18 protein-coding genes are annotated in these 15,346 nt (G+C 62.0%); 10 read left to right on the top strand and 8 right to left on the bottom strand.

Annotated elements, in window-relative coordinates; translation table 11 throughout:
* The first annotated feature begins 8 nt into the window (after nt 1-8).
* Nucleotides 9-776 (top strand): thioredoxin family protein, encoded by a 768-nt coding sequence (locus tag AO692_RS12605; protein WP_054310398.1) that lies wholly within the window; start codon nt 9-11, stop codon nt 774-776.
* Nucleotides 777-804: 28 nt separating this feature from the next.
* Here the strand turns inward: AO692_RS12605 and AO692_RS12600 are convergent, their stop codons facing one another.
* Together AO692_RS12600 and AO692_RS12595 are read right to left on the bottom strand one after the other, a co-directional pair.
* Nucleotides 805-1,623: a PhzF family phenazine biosynthesis protein gene (locus AO692_RS12600; protein ID WP_200911727.1), complete on the bottom strand. Its 819-nt coding sequence runs from the start codon at nt 1,621-1,623 to the stop codon at nt 805-807.
* A 58-nt stretch (nt 1,624-1,681) separates the two neighbouring features.
* Nucleotides 1,682-1,975: a helix-turn-helix domain-containing protein gene (locus AO692_RS12595; protein ID WP_244483346.1), complete on the bottom strand. Its 294-nt coding sequence runs from the start codon at nt 1,973-1,975 to the stop codon at nt 1,682-1,684.
* A gap of 543 nt (nt 1,976-2,518) precedes the next feature.
* Between AO692_RS12595 and AO692_RS12590 the strand changes: the two genes are divergently transcribed.
* Entirely contained in the window at nt 2,519-2,905 is a 387-nt protein-coding gene (locus AO692_RS12590) for a DUF2794 domain-containing protein (RefSeq protein WP_054310396.1), read from the top strand.
* A gap of 31 nt (nt 2,906-2,936) precedes the next feature.
* Here the strand turns inward: AO692_RS12590 and AO692_RS12585 are convergent, their stop codons facing one another.
* The 4 genes from AO692_RS12585 to AO692_RS12570 all read right to left on the bottom strand — a co-directional run bounded on the left by AO692_RS12585 (nt 2,937) and on the right by AO692_RS12570 (nt 7,911).
* A complete protein-coding gene (locus tag AO692_RS12585) occupies nt 2,937-3,506 on the bottom strand; it encodes a GNAT family N-acetyltransferase (protein WP_054310395.1) in 570 nt (189 codons plus the stop codon).
* Nucleotides 3,507-3,613: 107 nt separating this feature from the next.
* Nucleotides 3,614-4,393, bottom strand: coding sequence for a Bax inhibitor-1/YccA family protein (locus AO692_RS12580; protein ID WP_054310394.1), 780 nt, complete (start codon nt 4,391-4,393; stop codon nt 3,614-3,616).
* Nucleotides 4,394-4,624: 231 nt separating this feature from the next.
* Nucleotides 4,625-7,201, bottom strand: a complete 2,577-nt coding sequence (locus tag AO692_RS12575) for an ABC transporter permease (protein WP_054310393.1) — start codon at nt 7,199-7,201, stop codon at nt 4,625-4,627.
* 11 nt (nt 7,202-7,212) lie between these two features.
* On the bottom strand, nt 7,213-7,911 hold the full coding sequence (locus AO692_RS12570; RefSeq protein ID WP_054310392.1) for an ABC transporter ATP-binding protein: 699 nt from the start codon (nt 7,909-7,911) through the stop codon (nt 7,213-7,215).
* 61 nt (nt 7,912-7,972) lie between these two features.
* On the opposite strand from AO692_RS12570, the gene AO692_RS12565 reads away from it, so the two are divergent.
* Together AO692_RS12565 and thpR are read left to right on the top strand one after the other, a co-directional pair.
* A complete protein-coding gene (locus AO692_RS12565; protein WP_054310391.1) occupies nt 7,973-8,611 on the top strand; it encodes an arylesterase in 639 nt (212 codons plus the stop codon).
* A 117-nt stretch (nt 8,612-8,728) separates the two neighbouring features.
* Nucleotides 8,729-9,325 (top strand): RNA 2',3'-cyclic phosphodiesterase, encoded by a 597-nt coding sequence (gene thpR / locus AO692_RS12560; protein WP_054310390.1) that lies wholly within the window; start codon nt 8,729-8,731, stop codon nt 9,323-9,325.
* Here thpR and AO692_RS12555 read toward each other — a convergent pair.
* Nucleotides 9,229-9,762, bottom strand: a complete 534-nt coding sequence (locus AO692_RS12555; protein WP_054310389.1) for a low molecular weight protein-tyrosine-phosphatase — start codon at nt 9,760-9,762, stop codon at nt 9,229-9,231. The two genes, thpR and AO692_RS12555, sit on opposite strands and share 97 nt — an antisense overlap.
* A 152-nt stretch (nt 9,763-9,914) precedes the next feature.
* On the opposite strand from AO692_RS12555, the gene AO692_RS12550 reads away from it, so the two are divergent.
* The 5 genes from AO692_RS12550 to AO692_RS12530 all read left to right on the top strand — a co-directional run bounded on the left by AO692_RS12550 (nt 9,915) and on the right by AO692_RS12530 (nt 13,350).
* Nucleotides 9,915-10,211 carry a 4a-hydroxytetrahydrobiopterin dehydratase gene (locus tag AO692_RS12550; protein ID WP_054310388.1) on the top strand — a complete coding sequence of 99 codons (297 nt, stop codon included), beginning with the start codon at nt 9,915-9,917 and terminating at the stop codon, nt 10,209-10,211.
* 84 nt (nt 10,212-10,295) lie between these two features.
* A complete protein-coding gene (locus tag AO692_RS12545; protein WP_054310387.1) occupies nt 10,296-10,658 on the top strand; it encodes a YkvA family protein in 363 nt (120 codons plus the stop codon).
* A gap of 266 nt (nt 10,659-10,924) precedes the next feature.
* Nucleotides 10,925-11,428 carry an invasion associated locus B family protein gene (locus tag AO692_RS12540; RefSeq protein WP_054310386.1) on the top strand — a complete coding sequence of 168 codons (504 nt, stop codon included), beginning with the start codon at nt 10,925-10,927 and terminating at the stop codon, nt 11,426-11,428.
* A gap of 210 nt (nt 11,429-11,638) precedes the next feature.
* Nucleotides 11,639-12,871 (top strand): 23S rRNA (adenine(2503)-C(2))-methyltransferase RlmN, encoded by a 1,233-nt coding sequence (gene rlmN / locus AO692_RS12535; RefSeq protein ID WP_054310385.1) that lies wholly within the window; start codon nt 11,639-11,641, stop codon nt 12,869-12,871.
* Entirely contained in the window at nt 12,868-13,350 is a 483-nt protein-coding gene (locus AO692_RS12530) for a hypothetical protein (protein WP_054310384.1), read from the top strand. The genes rlmN and AO692_RS12530 overlap by 4 nt, the downstream gene beginning before the upstream one ends.
* Here AO692_RS12530 and AO692_RS12525 read toward each other — a convergent pair.
* Entirely contained in the window at nt 13,322-13,963 is a 642-nt protein-coding gene (locus AO692_RS12525; RefSeq protein WP_054310383.1) for a LysE family translocator, read from the bottom strand. The genes AO692_RS12530 and AO692_RS12525 overlap by 29 nt on opposite strands.
* 159 nt (nt 13,964-14,122) lie before the next feature.
* On the opposite strand from AO692_RS12525, the gene AO692_RS12520 reads away from it, so the two are divergent.
* Complete coding sequence (locus tag AO692_RS12520) at nt 14,123-15,346, top strand: argininosuccinate synthase (protein ID WP_054310382.1); 1,224 nt, start codon at nt 14,123-14,125, stop codon at nt 15,344-15,346.

The raw sequence follows: 15,346 nt of genomic DNA, 5'->3' as shown, positions 1-15,346 counted from the left end.
CCAAAAGTATGCCCTCTCGGAAATCACTGCTGCTGGCTGCTGCCGGGCTGGCGGTTTCGACGCTTGCAACCGCAGCCCAGGCGGCTGAGACGGCGCGACCGCTGGGGGTCGTCGAACTGTTCACCAGCCAGGGCAACAAATCCTGCCCGCCTGCCGATCGTTACCTGGCGGAGATCGCTGCCAAGGGCGATGTGATCGCGCTCGCCTATCATGTCGACTATTGGGACTATCTGGGCTGGCAGGACTCGCTTGCGCGCAAGGAAAACACCGAGCGCCAATACGGCTACATGCGTGCCTTCAAGGGTCGCTCGGTTTATACGCCGCAGGCTGTCATCAATGGCCGTGCCGACGTCAACGGAGCCAGCCGCGAGGCCATCAGCGGCGCGCTGACTCGGTTGAACAAGACCGGCGAAGGCATGCGCATCGACATCACGGTGACCGATACCGGCGATGGGGTCTCGATCGAAGCCGGCAATGTTCCGAGCGGTTCTGCAGGCATTCCGGTAAAGGCGCATGTCGTCATCGTCTATTTCAATCCACCGCAGGTGGTGAATGTGGGTAACGGCGAAAACAATGGCCGCAAGATGACCTATTGGAACGCCGTTTCCAACGTCCAGACTGCCGGCATGTGGTACGGCAAGGCGCAACGATACGACCTGCCGGCCAGTGAGGTCGCCAAGGCGGCGGGCTCCGCGGTTCTGCTGCAGTCTGTCGGCCGTGATGGCGAGCTCGGCCCGATCATCGGCGCGTCCTTCATCCGCAGGCCGTCCGTCTGATCGTGTTCGGCGGGTAGCTGCTGCCGCGTCACGAGGATCGCGGCGTCACCACCGCACCGTGACCGACGATCGCCACGCCACCGCCGACCTTTACCGAGGTGATATTGTCCGGCACCCCATGCGGCTCGACAACGAGCTCGCTGGGCCGTCCGGTAAAGCGCCCCTGGTTCAGCGTGAAGGCCTCTCCTGATTGCGCGCCACAGTAACGAAGACGGTAGGCGCCGATGGTTCCGGCCGCGCTTCCGGTGGCGATATCCTCGATGATGCCGTCATTGTTCCAATGCCGTATTTCGCGTGATGTTTCGTCGAAGAGCACGGCGAACTGGGCTCCCAAGGCTTCGAGAAGTCCGGTGATGTCAGCCTTGATTCTGGCGCGCGGCAGGACTTGCGAACGCACTGGCAGGATCAGATAGCGCAGACCGGTGCTCATCACCGCCAGAGGCAATGTCGGATCGAGATCGGCACGGGTCAGATCGAAGACGGCGGCTATGTCGTCATCCACCGGCACCTCGCCGAGGAATTGAGCATGTCCCTGATCAAGCATACCGAAATAACCCGAGTCGGTGCGACGCGTGACAACCGTAACGCTCTTGCCAGCGAGGTTGAATCTCCACTGCTGGTCTTCGTCGCAATCCGCCGTTTCGTGCAGGGCGGCCGCCGCGCCGATGATGGGGTGGCCGGCAAAGGGCAGTTCCTCGAACAGATCGAAGACGCGCGCGCGATACGTCCGGGCGTCCGGCTCGGCTTCCAGGAAGATGGCCTCGCCGGAGCTCGCGGGTGATTGCCAGCATCTGGGTGGCGTCCAGACCGGCGCTGTCGAGGAATACAGGCAGGCTGTTGCCGGCATAGGCGCGCGGCGCGAACACGTCGACATGCAGATAGGACGGCATGAAGCGGTACCTCGTTCAGAGATCGCGGGCGAGATGGGCCGTGAAGCGGGCGATCGCCTCTTCGTTGCGCCGATAGAAGGTCCAGCCCTTCCTGCGTGTGGCAATCAGCAGGTCGCATTCGGTGAGAAGTGTCAGATGGCGCGAGGCGGTTGCGGCCGCGATGCCGAGCTTGTCGCGCAGAAAGTCGCCGCAGACGCCGTCGGCCACGAGGTCGCCGTCCTCCTGCGGGGGGAAGTTCGCAATGGGATCCCTGAGATAGTTCAGCACAGCCAGCCGCACAGGACTTGCAAGCGCTTTCAACGTGGCCAAACGGCACTTCGGGTCAATATACGTTTCGCTATTTCGCATAAATACGAAATAGTATGATGGACTGCCGTGGTCAAGACGGTGCGATGGTGTCGCCCGATGCTGGAAGCCCATAAAGGCAGCAATCGGCTTGGTTGACCGTGTGACTGCCCCGCAGTCAGGCAGCCACGCGTGGTCCAAAAACATAAAAACCGACGTCAGCTCAGGTCCGACGCCGGTCTAAAATGCTCAGATTGTCGCCGAGGTTGGTTCGATCCGACTCAGACCCGTGGGCGGGGGGCTTGGGGTTTACGAGTCAGTGCCGGACCGAACCGTCTCAGGCAACACCCGCAAGTTCGTCGGATATTGGGGCGACAACGCGGATAAAAGACGGCGAGAATGTGGCAGGGAATCACCAATTCCAACACATCGTTCGCAAACGTGAGTAGACGCGCCCTCCATTGATGACGGCTGCTGACGCGACGACAGATTCGCAAGCGCCCTTGCAATTGCGATCCGAAAGCGCGACCCTGTTGCCAGCAAACGATTCAGCCTGAGGACAAAGGCATGATGGACCGTGGTGGCGGGACGGAGGATGGGGACGCATCCGCAATACTGATCCCGCTACATGAGGCGCGACGCGAGCGTCTCGATCTGCCCGTTGCCTTTGAGCGGCGGGAACTCGATCTCATTCTTCGCCTCTATGGACGCATGGTTGCCGCCAACGAATGGCGCGACTATGCCATCGATCACCTTACCGACCGGGCCGTGTTTTCTGTCTATCGACGCGCTTCCGAAGTGCCGCTGTTCCAGATCGTCAAGGACCCGAAACTGGCGCGGCGGCAAGGCGCATTCGCCGTCATCGCCGCCGGCGGCCGCATCCTGAAGCGCGGCCATGAACTTGCCCGCGTGCTTGGGATCTTCGATACCAGGCTGAAACTGGTGAAGGCTTAAAAGTCCATAGTTTTCAATTTGTTGATGGCATCTAGCCTTGCCGGAATTTCCGTTCGGGCCAAGATACCGGATCGGGCGGAAGCGATGCACCGCCGTTCAGCTCGAGCTGCATGAACACCGTGTCCAGCCAGCGTTCATGCTTATAGCCTGAGCCGACAAGGCGGCCCGAATGGCTGAAGCCAAGCCTCTCGTGCAGTTTCACGGAGGCGCTGTCAGGGTGGCCGTCGCCGATCACCGCGACGATCTGCCGGAAGCCCAGCGCCCGCGTTGCCTCGATCAGGCGTTCCATCAATTGCCGGCCGACGCCCCGACCTTTCGATTCAGGCGCGACATAGACCGAATCCTCAACGATGAAACGGTAGGCTTGGCGTGGCCGAAAAGCACCTGCATAGGCGTAGCCGAGAATGGCTCCGTCCGAATCAGCGGCGACCAGATAGGGGAAACCGCCAGCCCGCAATGATTCGTAGCGCGCGCCCATCTCCTTTCGGCTCGGCGGTTCAAGTTCATAGGAGGCCGTGCCGTTGGTAACGGCATCCGCATAGATTTCGGTTATCCGGTCAAGGTCGGCGGGTTCCGCATCGCGAATCGTCAGATTGCTCATTTTTTGTGCACTCATCCTTTATGCCTTTAACAACAGCAAAACTGGGCACAAAAGAAAAGGGGCGGCCGTTGGGCCGCCCCTTCGATTTCGCTGGTCCAGGACCCGTCTTAGCGACGGTCGCCCATGAACTGCAGCAGGAACATGAACATGTTGATGAAGTCGAGATAGAGCGACAGCGCGCCCATGATGGCCTTGCGGCCGGCGACGAGCGTGTCGTCGTTCTCGTAATACATCTCCTTGATCTTCTGGGTGTCGTAGGCGGTGAGGCCGGCGAACACCAGAACGCCGATCGCCGAGACGGCGAAGGACAGCGCGGACGACTGCAGGAAGATGTTGATGACCGAGGCGATGATCAGACCGAACACGCCCATGATCAGGAACGAGCCCATCGCGGTCAGGTCACGCTTGGTGGTGTAGCCATAGAGCGACAGCGCGCCGAAGGCGGCCGCGGTGGCGAAGAAAGTCTGCGAGATCGATGCCGTCGTGTAGACGAGGAAGATCGACGACAGCGACAGGCCAACCAGGCCGGCGTAGACCCAGAAGGTGGTCTGCGCGGCCGAAACGCTCATCGACTGCACGCGGAACGACAGGAAGAACACCGCGGCAAGCGGGGCAAGCATGACGACCCAGCGCAGCGGCGAGGCGAAGATGGCGTAACCGAACGACGTCAGCATATCGCCGTTCGGCAGCGTGGCGACGGCCGAGGCAGGGTCGGTCGTGGTGGCCAGCATGACGGTACCGACAGCGGCAAGGCCCGTGATCAGCAGACCAAGGCCCATAAGGTTGTAGACCTTGAGCATATAAGCGCGCAGGCCTTCGTCGATGCCGGCGTCGGCACGGCTTCCAACCGGCACGCTACGCGTTTGATAGTTGCGGAAGTCAGACATGGGATTCCTCTGTAGCTCTGCCCCGTCGGGTGTCAGGTTCCTCCAACGAAACCCAGGCGCCGCTGGCGGGGCTCCAGCATGCCTGCCCGAAATATGAGGGTTATTGTCGACAAGAACAAGACCGTAACGGCCTGCAACGCTTTGTGAATGGCCAAAAGGCCATCGTTTTTCGCTAAAACAGGCCTTTTCTTACCGAAAATTAATCAAAATCTTCGGCAGGGCGCTCAGCCGTCAAAGGCTGCGCAGCACCGGCGCTGCCTTCTGTCCGAGGATTCGCCATGTGCCGGCGAGACCGATGCCGACGGTGACGATCAGGGAAAGCAAGATCGTACCGATGGCCACTTCGGGCAGGAACATCCAAGGCAGCGTCATGACATTCGAGATCACGAACCATGCCGCCATGCCGCCGGCAAAAAGGGCGAAGATGGCGGTGGCCAGGCCGATCAGCATGTATTCCAGCGAAAAGGCGGCGATCAGCGTGCGCCGCGTGGCGCCCAGCGTCTTCAGCACCACAGCGTCGTGTACACGGGCCCGGTTGCCGGCGGCCAGCGCCCCTGCCAGCACCAGCACCGAGGCGACCAGCGCCACGCCGGCGGCGGCACGGATAGCCGTGCCGATCTGGCCGACGAGCTGGTTGACGACGTCGAGCGCGTCCTTGACCCGAACGGTGGTCACCGTCGGATAGGCGCGCGTCACCGCATTGAGCAGGCGGGCATCATCCGCAACGGTCGCCGATTTGTCCGACAGCGTGGCCAGCCAGGAATGCGGCGCGCCGGCGAAGGTGTTGGGCGAGAACACCATGACGAAATTGATACCCATGCTTTCCCATTGCACGCGGCGGAAGCTGGCGATCCTGGCCGTAATGTTGCGGCCGAGCACGTTGACCGTCACGGTGTCATTGAGTTTCAAGCCAAGCGCCTTCGCCTCGTCGGCGGAGAAGGAAACCAGCGGTTCGTCCTGATAGTCGGCCGGCCACCATGTGCCTTCGATCAGCGTGGCGTTTTCCGGTTTGACGGCGGCATAGGTGACGCCGCGGTCGCCTCTCAGAACCCAGGCGCCTTCCGGCTGTACCTTGACCTTGTCCACGGGAACGCCATTCAGGGCCATGAGCCGGCCGCGCAGCATCGGTACCTTGGCCAGCGCGCCTGCCGGGGCCTCCTTGCCGACCAGGGCGGCGAAGGCATCGACGTCGGCCGCCTGGATATCGACGAAGAAGAAATTGGGCGCGCGTTCGGGCAGGCTGCCGCCGATCTGGCGCCGGAGGTTGCCGTCGATCAGTGCCAGCGTAACCAGCAGTGTCAGCCCCAGCCCTAATGACAGCACGACCGAAGGCGTGAGCGCACCTGGTCTATGGATGTTGCCGACGGCGAGCCGCAACGCCGTGGAACGCACCCGCGGGCTCTTCCTGGCGAGGAATTGGACGAGCGCGCTGACGACCCGCAGCACAAGGAACGAAAACACCGTCGCGCCGACGAAGATTGCTGCTATGCGACGATCGTTCGCCATGAACACCGCGAGCGCTGCCAGTGCGACTGCAATGACAGATGCGGTTGCCACATAGGGCAAACGTGGCAATCCGGTACTTTCGAAGCCCATTTCGCGAAACAGGGCAGTGGCTGGCACGTTGCGGGCACGCCCGAGCGGAAGGAGCGCGAAGACAAGCGTCACCATCACGCCGAAAAGCGCCGCAAGCGCCAGTGAAGCGGGATAGAAGCCGCCTTCCGCCGGTATCGGAATGACCGATTGCAATGCCGCACTCGCCGCGAAGGGCATCGCCGCGCCGAGCACGAGACCGACTGTGATGCCGAGCCCTGAGATTATCAGAATCTGCACCAGGTAGACGGTGAAAACGAAACCGCCGGAAGCGCCGAGGCTCTTGAAGGTGGCGATCACCGAACGCTTGCCGTCCAGATAGGCACGCACGGCATTGGCGACGCCGACGCCGCCGACCACCAGCGCCGTCAGCCCCACCAGCGTCAGGAACTGCGAAAAGCGTTCGATATTCGATGCCAGGGCCGGTGCCGCATTGGTGCGATTGCGGATGGACCAGCCCGCTTCCGGGAATTTCTCCGTTGCCTGCCGGCGGATGGTTTCGATATCGGCTTCGCGGGCATTCCGAGGCAGACGCACTTTGTAGGCGTTCTCCACCAGACTGCCGGGCTGAACGAGCCCGGAAGCGGCGAGCCCTTCTCGCGAGATGAGCAGGCGGGGTGCGAAACCGAAGCCGTCCGATACCGCGTCCGGTTCACCGGTCAGCCTGGCGCGCAGCTCGAATGTCGCGTTGCCGAGCTTGATGGAGTCGCCGAGCTGCAGATGCAGACGTTCGAACAACAGGTCAGGTGCCGCCGCTCCGAAAACGCCGGCCACTTCCCCAAACAAGTCTCCGCGCGCAAGACTGGGCTCGGTCTGCAAATCACCGTAGAGCGGATAGGCGCCGTCAACCGCCTTGGCCTCGACCAGCGCCTGGTCGGAGCCGTCCGGCAGACGCGCCATCGAACGCATGCCGGAGCTTTCCGAGACCGCGCCCAATCCATCGAGAAAAGCCCGCTCCGCCGAATTTGCCTCGCGCTGGTTGAGTTGGAAGCGGATGTCACCACCAAGCAGCGTTTGACCCTGGGCAGCGACACCGTCCGAAATCGAGCGCGCCACCGAATTGACGCCGCCGATGGCCGCGACACCGAGCGCAATGCAGGCGAGGAAAATCAGGAACCCGGAAAGGCCGCCACGCATCTCGCGCACTGAAAAACGAATCGCCAGAGCCAGGGTTCTGGCTGGTGAAACCGGTCGGGCGGGGCCGCTATCCGTCATTCGCCGGTCCTTTAGGCCGGGATCTTCACTGGAGCGGCATCGGCTTCGATGCGGCCGGAGCGCATTGCCACCTGCCGCGTGCAGCGAGCCGCCAGGGAAGGATCATGGGTGACCAGAACCAGCGTCATGGCGCGCTCGGCTGCTTTTGCGAAAAGCAGATCGGCTACCTGCTTGCCGGTGGCCTGGTCGAGATTGCCGGTGGGCTCGTCGGCAATCAGGATGCGCGGCGAGGGGGCGAGTGCTCTCGCGATCGCCACGCGTTGCTGCTCGCCACCCGAAAGCTCGCCCGGATAATGGGTGACGCGATCGGCAAGGCCAACGGCCGCCAGTTCACGAGCGGCAACGCCGAACGGATCGGCGGCGCCAGCCAGTTCGAGCGGCACGGCGACATTTTCAAGCGCCGTCATGTTGGGGATGAGATGAAAGGACTGGAAGACGATGCCGACATTGCGGCCACGGAAGGCCGCGATCTGGTCCTCGTTCTTGCCGTTCAGCAATTCGCCCGCGATGCGCACCGTTCCCGCATCCACACGTTCCAGCCCGGCCAACACCATCAGGAGAGTAGACTTGCCCGAACCGGACGGCCCGACGATGCCTGTGGCTTCGCCAGGGGCGACATCGAGGCTGATTCCCTTGAGCACATGCACCGACGAAGCGCCCTCGCCCAGCGTTAGCGACACGTCCCTCAGCTGGATGGCGGCATCAGTCACGAAATTGTCCTATATGGGAGGAATGTGGGCAGGACTGCCCCGGTGATATGGGTTCTGTCGCATGGCTTTCAAACATCTGACTGCTTTTGTCGCGCTTTTCCTTGCGTTCGTGCTGACTTCACCCGTTCGGGCCGAACAAGTCCAGATCGTCGGGTTCGGCGACAGCCTGATGGCGGGCTTCGGCCTTGCCCCCGGCGAAGCCTTCACCGAGCGGCTGCAGGCAGCGTTGCGGGCCAAGGGTTATGACGTCGTCGTCGCCAATGCGGGGGTTTCAGGCGATACCTCCAGTGGTGGCCGCGCTCGGCTCGATTGGTCGGTTCCCGATGGCACCAGGCTGGTCGTCCTCGAGATCGGCGGTAACGACATGCTGCGCGGCATCGATCCGCAAATGATCGAGGACAACCTGGACAAGATGCTGGCACGATTGAAGGAGCGTAAGATTCCTGTCCTGCTGGCCGGCATGCTGGCCGCTCCCAATCTCGGTCATGCCTATGGTGAAGCGTTTGGCACACTCTATCCGCGGCTGGCCGAAAAATACGGCGTGGCTTTCTATCCGTTCTTTCTGGACGGCGTCGCCGGCAACCCTGCCTTGCAGTTGGAGGACAAGATGCATCCCAATGCAAAGGGTATCGACGTGATCGTCGAGCGTATCCTTCCCGCGGTCGAAAAAGCGATCAAGGCACTGCCGGCAAAGTCCTGAGCCGGCTGCGGGATCGGCGGCTGGCGCCTGGGTATCGTGAAATAAACCCCTTGCTCCCGCCGCTTTTCAGTGATTCGCTGTGAATCGAGAGTTCGATTCGAGGACAGGAGGCTCCCTATGCCACGTCTTTTCACGGCCCTCGAAATTCCGCGCGATGCGGCGCTTTCGCTCTCCCTGCTCAGGGGCGGCCTGCCCGGCGCCCGCTGGATCGATGTCGAAAACTACCATCTGACGTTGCGCTTCATCGGCGATGTCGAAGGTCACGTCGCCGACGAGGTTGCCAATGCGCTGGACCGCATCGACCGCTCCGCGTTTTCGTTGACCCTCTGCGGTGTTGGCGCCTTCGGGCAGAAGAAGCCACATGCGGTATGGGCCGGCGTCATCCCATCGCCAGACCTCAATCTGCTGCAGGCCGACATCGACCGCATTTGCAAACGGCTTGGCGTGCCGACCGATCCACGCAAGTTCACGCCACATGTCACATTGGCGAGACTGCGCAATTCCAGCCCGCAGGAGGTTGCCGGCTATCTGTCCGCGCGCGGCAATTTCGCCGCCATGCCCTTCAGGGTCGGTCGTTTTGTGCTGATGTCGTCGCGCGATTCGGTTGGCGGCGGACCTTACATCGTCGAGGAAGCGTGGCCGCTTTCGGATGCCGCGACGCGCCCATCCAATCGGGTGGCGATGGCCTCCGACGCCTCGCGGATCATGCGGTAGACCGAAGCGAAGCCTTCCGGCCCGCCATAATAAGGATCCGGCACCTCACGGCTGGGGTCGCCGGCGAATTCCAGGAAGAGCTGGATACGACCCTGCGCCGCCTCAGGTGCAATGGCCTTGAGATCGGCGACGTTCGACCGGTCCATGCCGAAGATCAGATCGAAGCGGGCGAAATCTTCCCGAGAAACCTTGCGCGCCTTCTGCCCGGAAATGTCGATGCCATGGCGCGCGGCGATTTCGATGGAACGCGGATCCGGCGCCGAGCCGGCGTGCCAGCCGCCGGTGCCAGCCGAATCGAGCAGGAAATTCCGCTCCATCCCGCGCGTGACCAAGACCTCCCTGAAGACACCTTCGGCCAGCGGCGAGCGGCAGATGTTGCCGAGACAGACAAAAAGGACCGATCTTGGGAGGGTCGATTTTTGGGGTTCCACGCGCATCCGACGCTACGTTATCCTGCCAGTTCTGATGCACATCGCGATTTCAGCTTCGCTTCTTGCGCGTCAGGTTTTGTTTTTGCGCATGTCGTCATCGCAAAACCGCTAAGCACTTTTGCGCGACATGCCTAACCGCGATAGCACGGAAGCAAGCCATGACGAGAGAAAAATTGGACGGACAGGCCATTGCCGCGCTTCTGGCCGGACTCGAGAACTGGACGCTCGCCGCCGACGGGAAGTCGATCCGCCGCAGATTCGAATTCAAGAATTTTTCGGAGGCCTTCGCCTTCATGACGCGTTCAGCGCTGGCAGCCGAAAAAATGGATCATCATCCCGACTGGTCGAATGTCTACAAGACGGTCGATGTCACGCTGAACACCCATGATGTCGGGGGGCTGACGGCGCTCGATTTCGAACTGGCCAAGAAGATGGACCGCTTCGCGGGTAACTGAGTCGATTGAATCGACTGAAACGGTTGCATCTTGTGAAGGATCGCGCCGGTCCCCACATTTCGCAGCGATGCGAGGGAACCACTGATGGTGCAAGGCAGCAACTACGAGTTCTTCGGGCCCGACGGCAAGGTCATCGGCGAGGACAATGTGCGTGCGAAATTCTGGCGGACCGCCAAGAAAGCGGCGCGGCAGGTTCCGTTCATGGAAGATCTCGTCGCGGCTTATTATTGCGCCCTGGACAAGGACACGCCTTTCAAGGTGAAGGCGATCCTGCTCGGCGCGCTCGCCTATTTCGTGCTGCCGGTGGATGCCATTCCCGACATCGTCGCCGGCATCGGCTTTACCGATGACGTGGCGGTTCTGACCGCAGCGATCAGTGCCGTGCGCGCCCATATCACGCCCGCTCACAAGCTTGCGGCCCGCAAGGCGATCGCCGAGCAGGGCTGACGCCGCTTCGCGCATCTCCCGGCTGTTGCGGCTCCGGTCCGGCATTCCAGTCAAACTCTTGCCGCTTTCCTGCTCTCCAAGTCGGCGCCGGGACACCGTACCCTGTCCAAAAGACGGCCAAGGCACGGAATTGGCGGCGGTTTCCAAGGGCTGTGTTCTTTTCACGCGAAAGTTCACCCTTTGGTAACCCAGATTAAATCAAACTGAAGCGAACCGGCGGGCGGGGGTCCGCCTGGCCCCGCACCGTATGGAATACAGGGAATAAGATGCGCGGATTGATCCTCACAGCCACCAGCCTGGTCCTGCTTGCCGTTGCCTCGCCGGCATTGGCGCAGCAAGCGACCAAGATCGGCCAGCACAATGCCTGGGGCACCTACAGTTACAAGGCGCAGACCGGCAAGGTGTGCTACGTGTTGACCGTCCCGACCGACAAGCAGCCGCCGACGCTCGACCATGGCGACATGTTCTTCTTCGTCAGCCAGCGCCCGGGCCAGCAGGTTTCGTATGAGCCGCAGTTCATTGCCGGCTACAATTTCCAGCAGAATTCGAAGGCCGTCGTCACCATCGACAACAAGTCCTTCTCGATGTTCACGCGCGGCAAGTCGGCCTGGGTCGAAAACGCCGCCGAGGAACCGGTGCTGATTTCCGCGATGAAGACAGGCAAGGAGATGAAGGTCACCGCCAAATCCGGCCGCGGCAATCCCACGTCCTACACCTTCTCGCTGAAGGGCATTTCGGCGGCGCTGCAGTCGATCGCCAGCTGCAAATAGAACAAGACATCTCCCACATGTCGGAAACCGGCCGGGTCAAAAACCCGGCCGCCCTTCTTTTTGACGACGGTTGTCGATGGAGCCGACAGCGATCTCGATGCGGCTGCCCAGCGGTCGCTAATCACGCCATCGTGACGCCATGCCGCAGCTGTGATATGTGGCCCCTGAACCCTATCTAGCCAGGATTGTTTCTGTTCAAGCCAGATCGCCATGACGCTTTCGCTCGATATCACTGATGGCAACACGCGCGCCGCGCTGGCCGCACGTACAGCCATGCCGCAAAAAGGCTCGCTGATCGGTCTCAGCCGCGCTGAAATGGCCGAGGCGCTGGTCGCCTCCGGCATCGTGCCGGAAAAGCAGGCCAAGATGCGCGTGCAGCAGCTCTGGCACTGGCTCTATGTGCGCGGCGTTTCCGAGTTCTCGCAGATGTTCAACATCTCGAAGGACCTGCGCACCGCACTGGAGCAGCATTTTACGATTGCCCGTCCCGAAATCGTCGAGGAGCAGATCTCGTCGGACGGCACGCGCAAGTGGCTGTTCCGCTTTCCGCCACGCGGCGCCGGCAGGCCGGTGGAGATCGAGACGGTCTATATCCCTGAAGAGGGGCGCGGCACGCTTTGCATCTCCTCCCAGGTTGGCTGCACTCTGACATGCTCCTTCTGCCACACCGGCACGCAGAAGCTGGTGCGCAATCTGACGGCGGAAGAGATCCTGGCGCAGCTGCTGACCGCGCGCGACCGGCTGGGCGATTTCCCGGACCGCGATACGCCGGCCGGCGCCATCGTGCCGGCCGAAGGCCGCAAGGTCTCCAACATCGTCATGATGGGCATGGGCGAGCCGCTCTATAATTTCGAGGCGGTGAAGCAGGCGCTGCTGATCGCTTCGGATGGTGATGGACTGGCCTTGTCCAAGCGGCGCATCACGCTTTCCACCTCAGGCGTGGTGCCGGAAATCTTCCGCACCGGCGAAGAGATCGGCGTGATGCTGGCGATTTCGCTGCATGCGTCGAATGACGATCTGCGCGACCTTCTGGTGCCGATCAACAAGAAGTATCCGTTGAAGGACCTGATCGACGCCTGCCGCAAATATCCCGGCCTTTCCAATGCGCGCCGCATCACCTTCGAATATGTGATGCTCAAGGACGTCAACGACAGCCTGGAAGACGCCAAGGCGCTGGTGCAGCTGCTCAAGGGCATCCCGGCCAAGATCAATCTGATCCCGTTCAATCCCTGGCCCGGCACCAACTACCAGTGTTCGGACTGGGAGACGATCGAGAAGTTTGCCGATTTCATCAACAATGCCGGCTATGCCTCGCCGATCCGCACGCCGCGCGGCCGCGATATCCTCGCAGCCTGCGGCCAATTGAAGTCGGAATCGGAGCGGCTGAAGAAATCCGAGCGTCTGGCGCTCGAGGCGATGATGATCGCGGGACACGGCGAGTGAACCGCTTCGCGGCCTATTTCGTCCGCTGCCTCGTCATTCTGTTCGGTTATGCAATCGCGGTGCTGGCGGCGAGTGCTTTCATCAATGTTCTGTTCCTTGGCGCGATCGGGTTCAGCGCGGAAGAAACCCGCTGGATGGCGGGCGGCCCGCTTGTCGTCACGATCCCGCTTCTGGCGATCTTCGTCGCCTATTTCGCTTTTGCACCTTCTGCGCTGCTCATCCTGGTGGCCGAGGTGATGGCCCGGCGCGACTGGCTGTTCTATGCGCTGGGCGGCGGCGTGATCGCGGGCATCGTCCTCGGCGTCGCCTGGCAATCCGGCGATCCCGATTTCGCGGTCACCGACACGCGTGTCATCCTGGGCATCGTCGGCGCCGGAATGGTCGGCGGTATCTTCTATTGGCTCTGTGCTGGCCGCTGGGCGGCCAGCTGGTGGTCGGAAGGCAATCCGCCTACTTCGCCTGGGCCGTCAGGATCTTGAGCGCGAAGGCCGAGAACACGCCGGCGAACAGATAGTCCACGGCTCGCGTCACGCGTGGGCTTGCCTTCATCGCCACCGAGAATTTTTCCGCCGCGAACACCATCGGCGCGGTGACCGGAATGGACAGCACCACGAACATCGCGCCCAGGAAGAACAGCTTGCCCGGTGCGTGAGGGTCATGCGCGGAAACGAATTGCGGCAGGAAGGTCATGAAGAACAGGATGATCTTGGGATTGAGCAGATTGACGCCCAATCCGGCTGCCCAGGCCCGGGTGAGCGAGACCTTTGGGCCGATCTTCTTCTCCGGCGAGAAAGCCGAGCCCTTGGTGATGGCCTGCCAGGCGAGGAAGACGAGGTAGCCTGCGCCGAAGATCTTCAGCACGAAGAACGCCATCGGCGAGGCAACGATGAGCGCCGAAATGCCGACCACCACCAGCGAGGTGTGGATCAGCGTGCCGGAGAGCGCTCCCGCCATGGAGGCGAAGCCGGCTGCGCGCCCCTGGCTCAGGGTGCGGCTGACGAACAGCGTCATGTCAGGCCCAGGCGTGATCGCCAGGATGAAGGTGGCGATGGCGAACTGGATCAGTGTCGTCGTATCGGGAATGAAGGACATCGGTGGCCCCAAGCAAGGATGCCATCGCTATAACGCGGCACGCGCTCGCGCGCTAGCGGACCCATGTCCCACCTTTGGCGGACTGCTGGTCCCTTGCGCTGGCCAGAAGGTGCGTGATACCTCGCCACCCGGAAAATCCACGCGCAGGACCGGAGCGACATGTCCAAGCTCAAAGACGTCAAGAAGGTTGTGCTCGCCTATTCGGGCGGTCTCGATACCTCGATCATCCTCAAGTGGCTGCAAACCGAGCTCGGTGCGGAGGTCGTCACCTTCACAGCCGATCTCGGCCAGGGCGAAGAACTGGAGCCGGCGCGCCGCAAGGCCGAGATGCTCGGCATCAAGGAAATCTTCGTCGAGGACGTGCGCGAGGAATTCGTGCGCGACTTCGTCTTCCCGATGTTCCGCGCCAACGCGGTCTATGAAGGCGTCTATCTGCTCGGCACTTCGATCGCTCGTCCGCTGATCTCCAAGCATCTGATCGAGATCGCCGAAAAGACCGGCGCTGACGCGATTGCCCACGGCGCGACCGGCAAGGGCAACGACCAGGTGCGTTTCGAGCTTTCGGCCTATGCGCTGAACCCGGACATCAAGATCATCGCGCCGTGGCGCGACTGGTCCTTCAAGAGCCGCACGCACCTGCTCGAATTCGCCGAACAGCACCAGATCCCGGTCGCCAAGGACAAGAAGGGCGAAGCGCCGTTCTCGGTCGACGCGAACCTGCTGCACTCGTCTTCCGAGGGCAAGGTGCTGGAAGACCCGGCGGTCGAGGCGCCCGAATACGTTCACATGCGCACGATTTCGCCGGAAGCTGCGCCGGACAAGGCGACCGTCATCAAGATCGGCTTCGAGAAGGGCGACGCGGTCTCGATCGATGGCGAACGTCTGTCGCCGGCGACGCTGCTTGCCAAACTCAACAATTACGGCCGCGACAACGGTATCGGCCGTCTCGACCTCGTCGAGAATCGCTTCGTCGGCATGAAGAGCCGCGGCGTCTACGAAACGCCGGGCGGCACAATCCTGCTCGCTGCGCACCGTGCCATCGAATCGATCACGCTCGATCGTGGCGCTGCGCACCTCAAGGACGAGCTGATGCCGCGTTATGCCGAACTGATCTACTACGGCTTCTGGTTCTCACCCGAGCGGCAGATGCTGCAGGCGGCGATCGACCTCAGCCAGAAGGACGTCGAAGGTGAAGTGACGCTGAAGCTCTACAAGGGCAATGTCATGGTCATCGGCCGCGAGAGCCCTAGGTCGCTCTATTCCGACAAGCTGGTGACCTTCGAGGACGACCAGGGCGCCTATGACCAGAAGGACGCCGCCGGCTTCATCAAGCTGAATGCGCTGCGCCTGCGCACACTCGCCGCTCGCAACAAGCGCGGCTGA

This window comes from Mesorhizobium sp. 1M-11, from assembly GCF_001303895.1.
Classification (GTDB): Bacteria; Pseudomonadota; Alphaproteobacteria; order Rhizobiales; family Rhizobiaceae; genus Mesorhizobium.
The sequence above is the reverse complement of the archived record's forward strand: the minus strand, read 5'-3'. Positions and strand labels throughout refer to the sequence as shown.

Bases quoted from the DNA above. Each gene is read 5' to 3' on its own strand.
- AO692_RS12540 (WP_054310386.1), top strand. From the start codon at position 10,925: ATGCGCGGATTGATCCTCACAGCCACCAGCCTGGTCCTGCTTGCCGTT.
- AO692_RS12550 (WP_054310388.1), top strand. From the start codon at position 9,915: ATGACGAGAGAAAAATTGGACGGACAGGCCATTGCCGCGCTTCTGGCC.
- AO692_RS12545 (WP_054310387.1), top strand. From the start codon at position 10,296: ATGGTGCAAGGCAGCAACTACGAGTTCTTCGGGCCCGACGGCAAGGTC.
- AO692_RS12525 (WP_054310383.1), bottom strand. From the start codon at position 13,963: ATGTCCTTCATTCCCGATACGACGACACTGATCCAGTTCGCCATCGCC.
- AO692_RS12605 (WP_054310398.1), top strand. From the start codon at position 9: ATGCCCTCTCGGAAATCACTGCTGCTGGCTGCTGCCGGGCTGGCGGTT.
- AO692_RS12520 (WP_054310382.1), top strand. From the start codon at position 14,123: ATGTCCAAGCTCAAAGACGTCAAGAAGGTTGTGCTCGCCTATTCGGGC.
- AO692_RS12575 (WP_054310393.1), bottom strand. From the start codon at position 7,201: ATGACGGATAGCGGCCCCGCCCGACCGGTTTCACCAGCCAGAACCCTG.
- AO692_RS12585 (WP_054310395.1), bottom strand. From the start codon at position 3,506: ATGAGCAATCTGACGATTCGCGATGCGGAACCCGCCGACCTTGACCGG.
- AO692_RS12565 (WP_054310391.1), top strand. From the start codon at position 7,973: ATGGCTTTCAAACATCTGACTGCTTTTGTCGCGCTTTTCCTTGCGTTC.
- AO692_RS12555 (WP_054310389.1), bottom strand. From the start codon at position 9,762: ATGCGCGTGGAACCCCAAAAATCGACCCTCCCAAGATCGGTCCTTTTT.
- AO692_RS12600 (WP_200911727.1), bottom strand. From the start codon at position 1,623: ATGCCGGCAACAGCCTGCCTGTATTCCTCGACAGCGCCGGTCTGGACG.
- AO692_RS12590 (WP_054310396.1), top strand. From the start codon at position 2,519: ATGATGGACCGTGGTGGCGGGACGGAGGATGGGGACGCATCCGCAATA.
- AO692_RS12580 (WP_054310394.1), bottom strand. From the start codon at position 4,393: ATGTCTGACTTCCGCAACTATCAAACGCGTAGCGTGCCGGTTGGAAGC.
- thpR (WP_054310390.1), top strand. From the start codon at position 8,729: ATGCCACGTCTTTTCACGGCCCTCGAAATTCCGCGCGATGCGGCGCTT.
- rlmN (WP_054310385.1), top strand. From the start codon at position 11,639: ATGACGCTTTCGCTCGATATCACTGATGGCAACACGCGCGCCGCGCTG.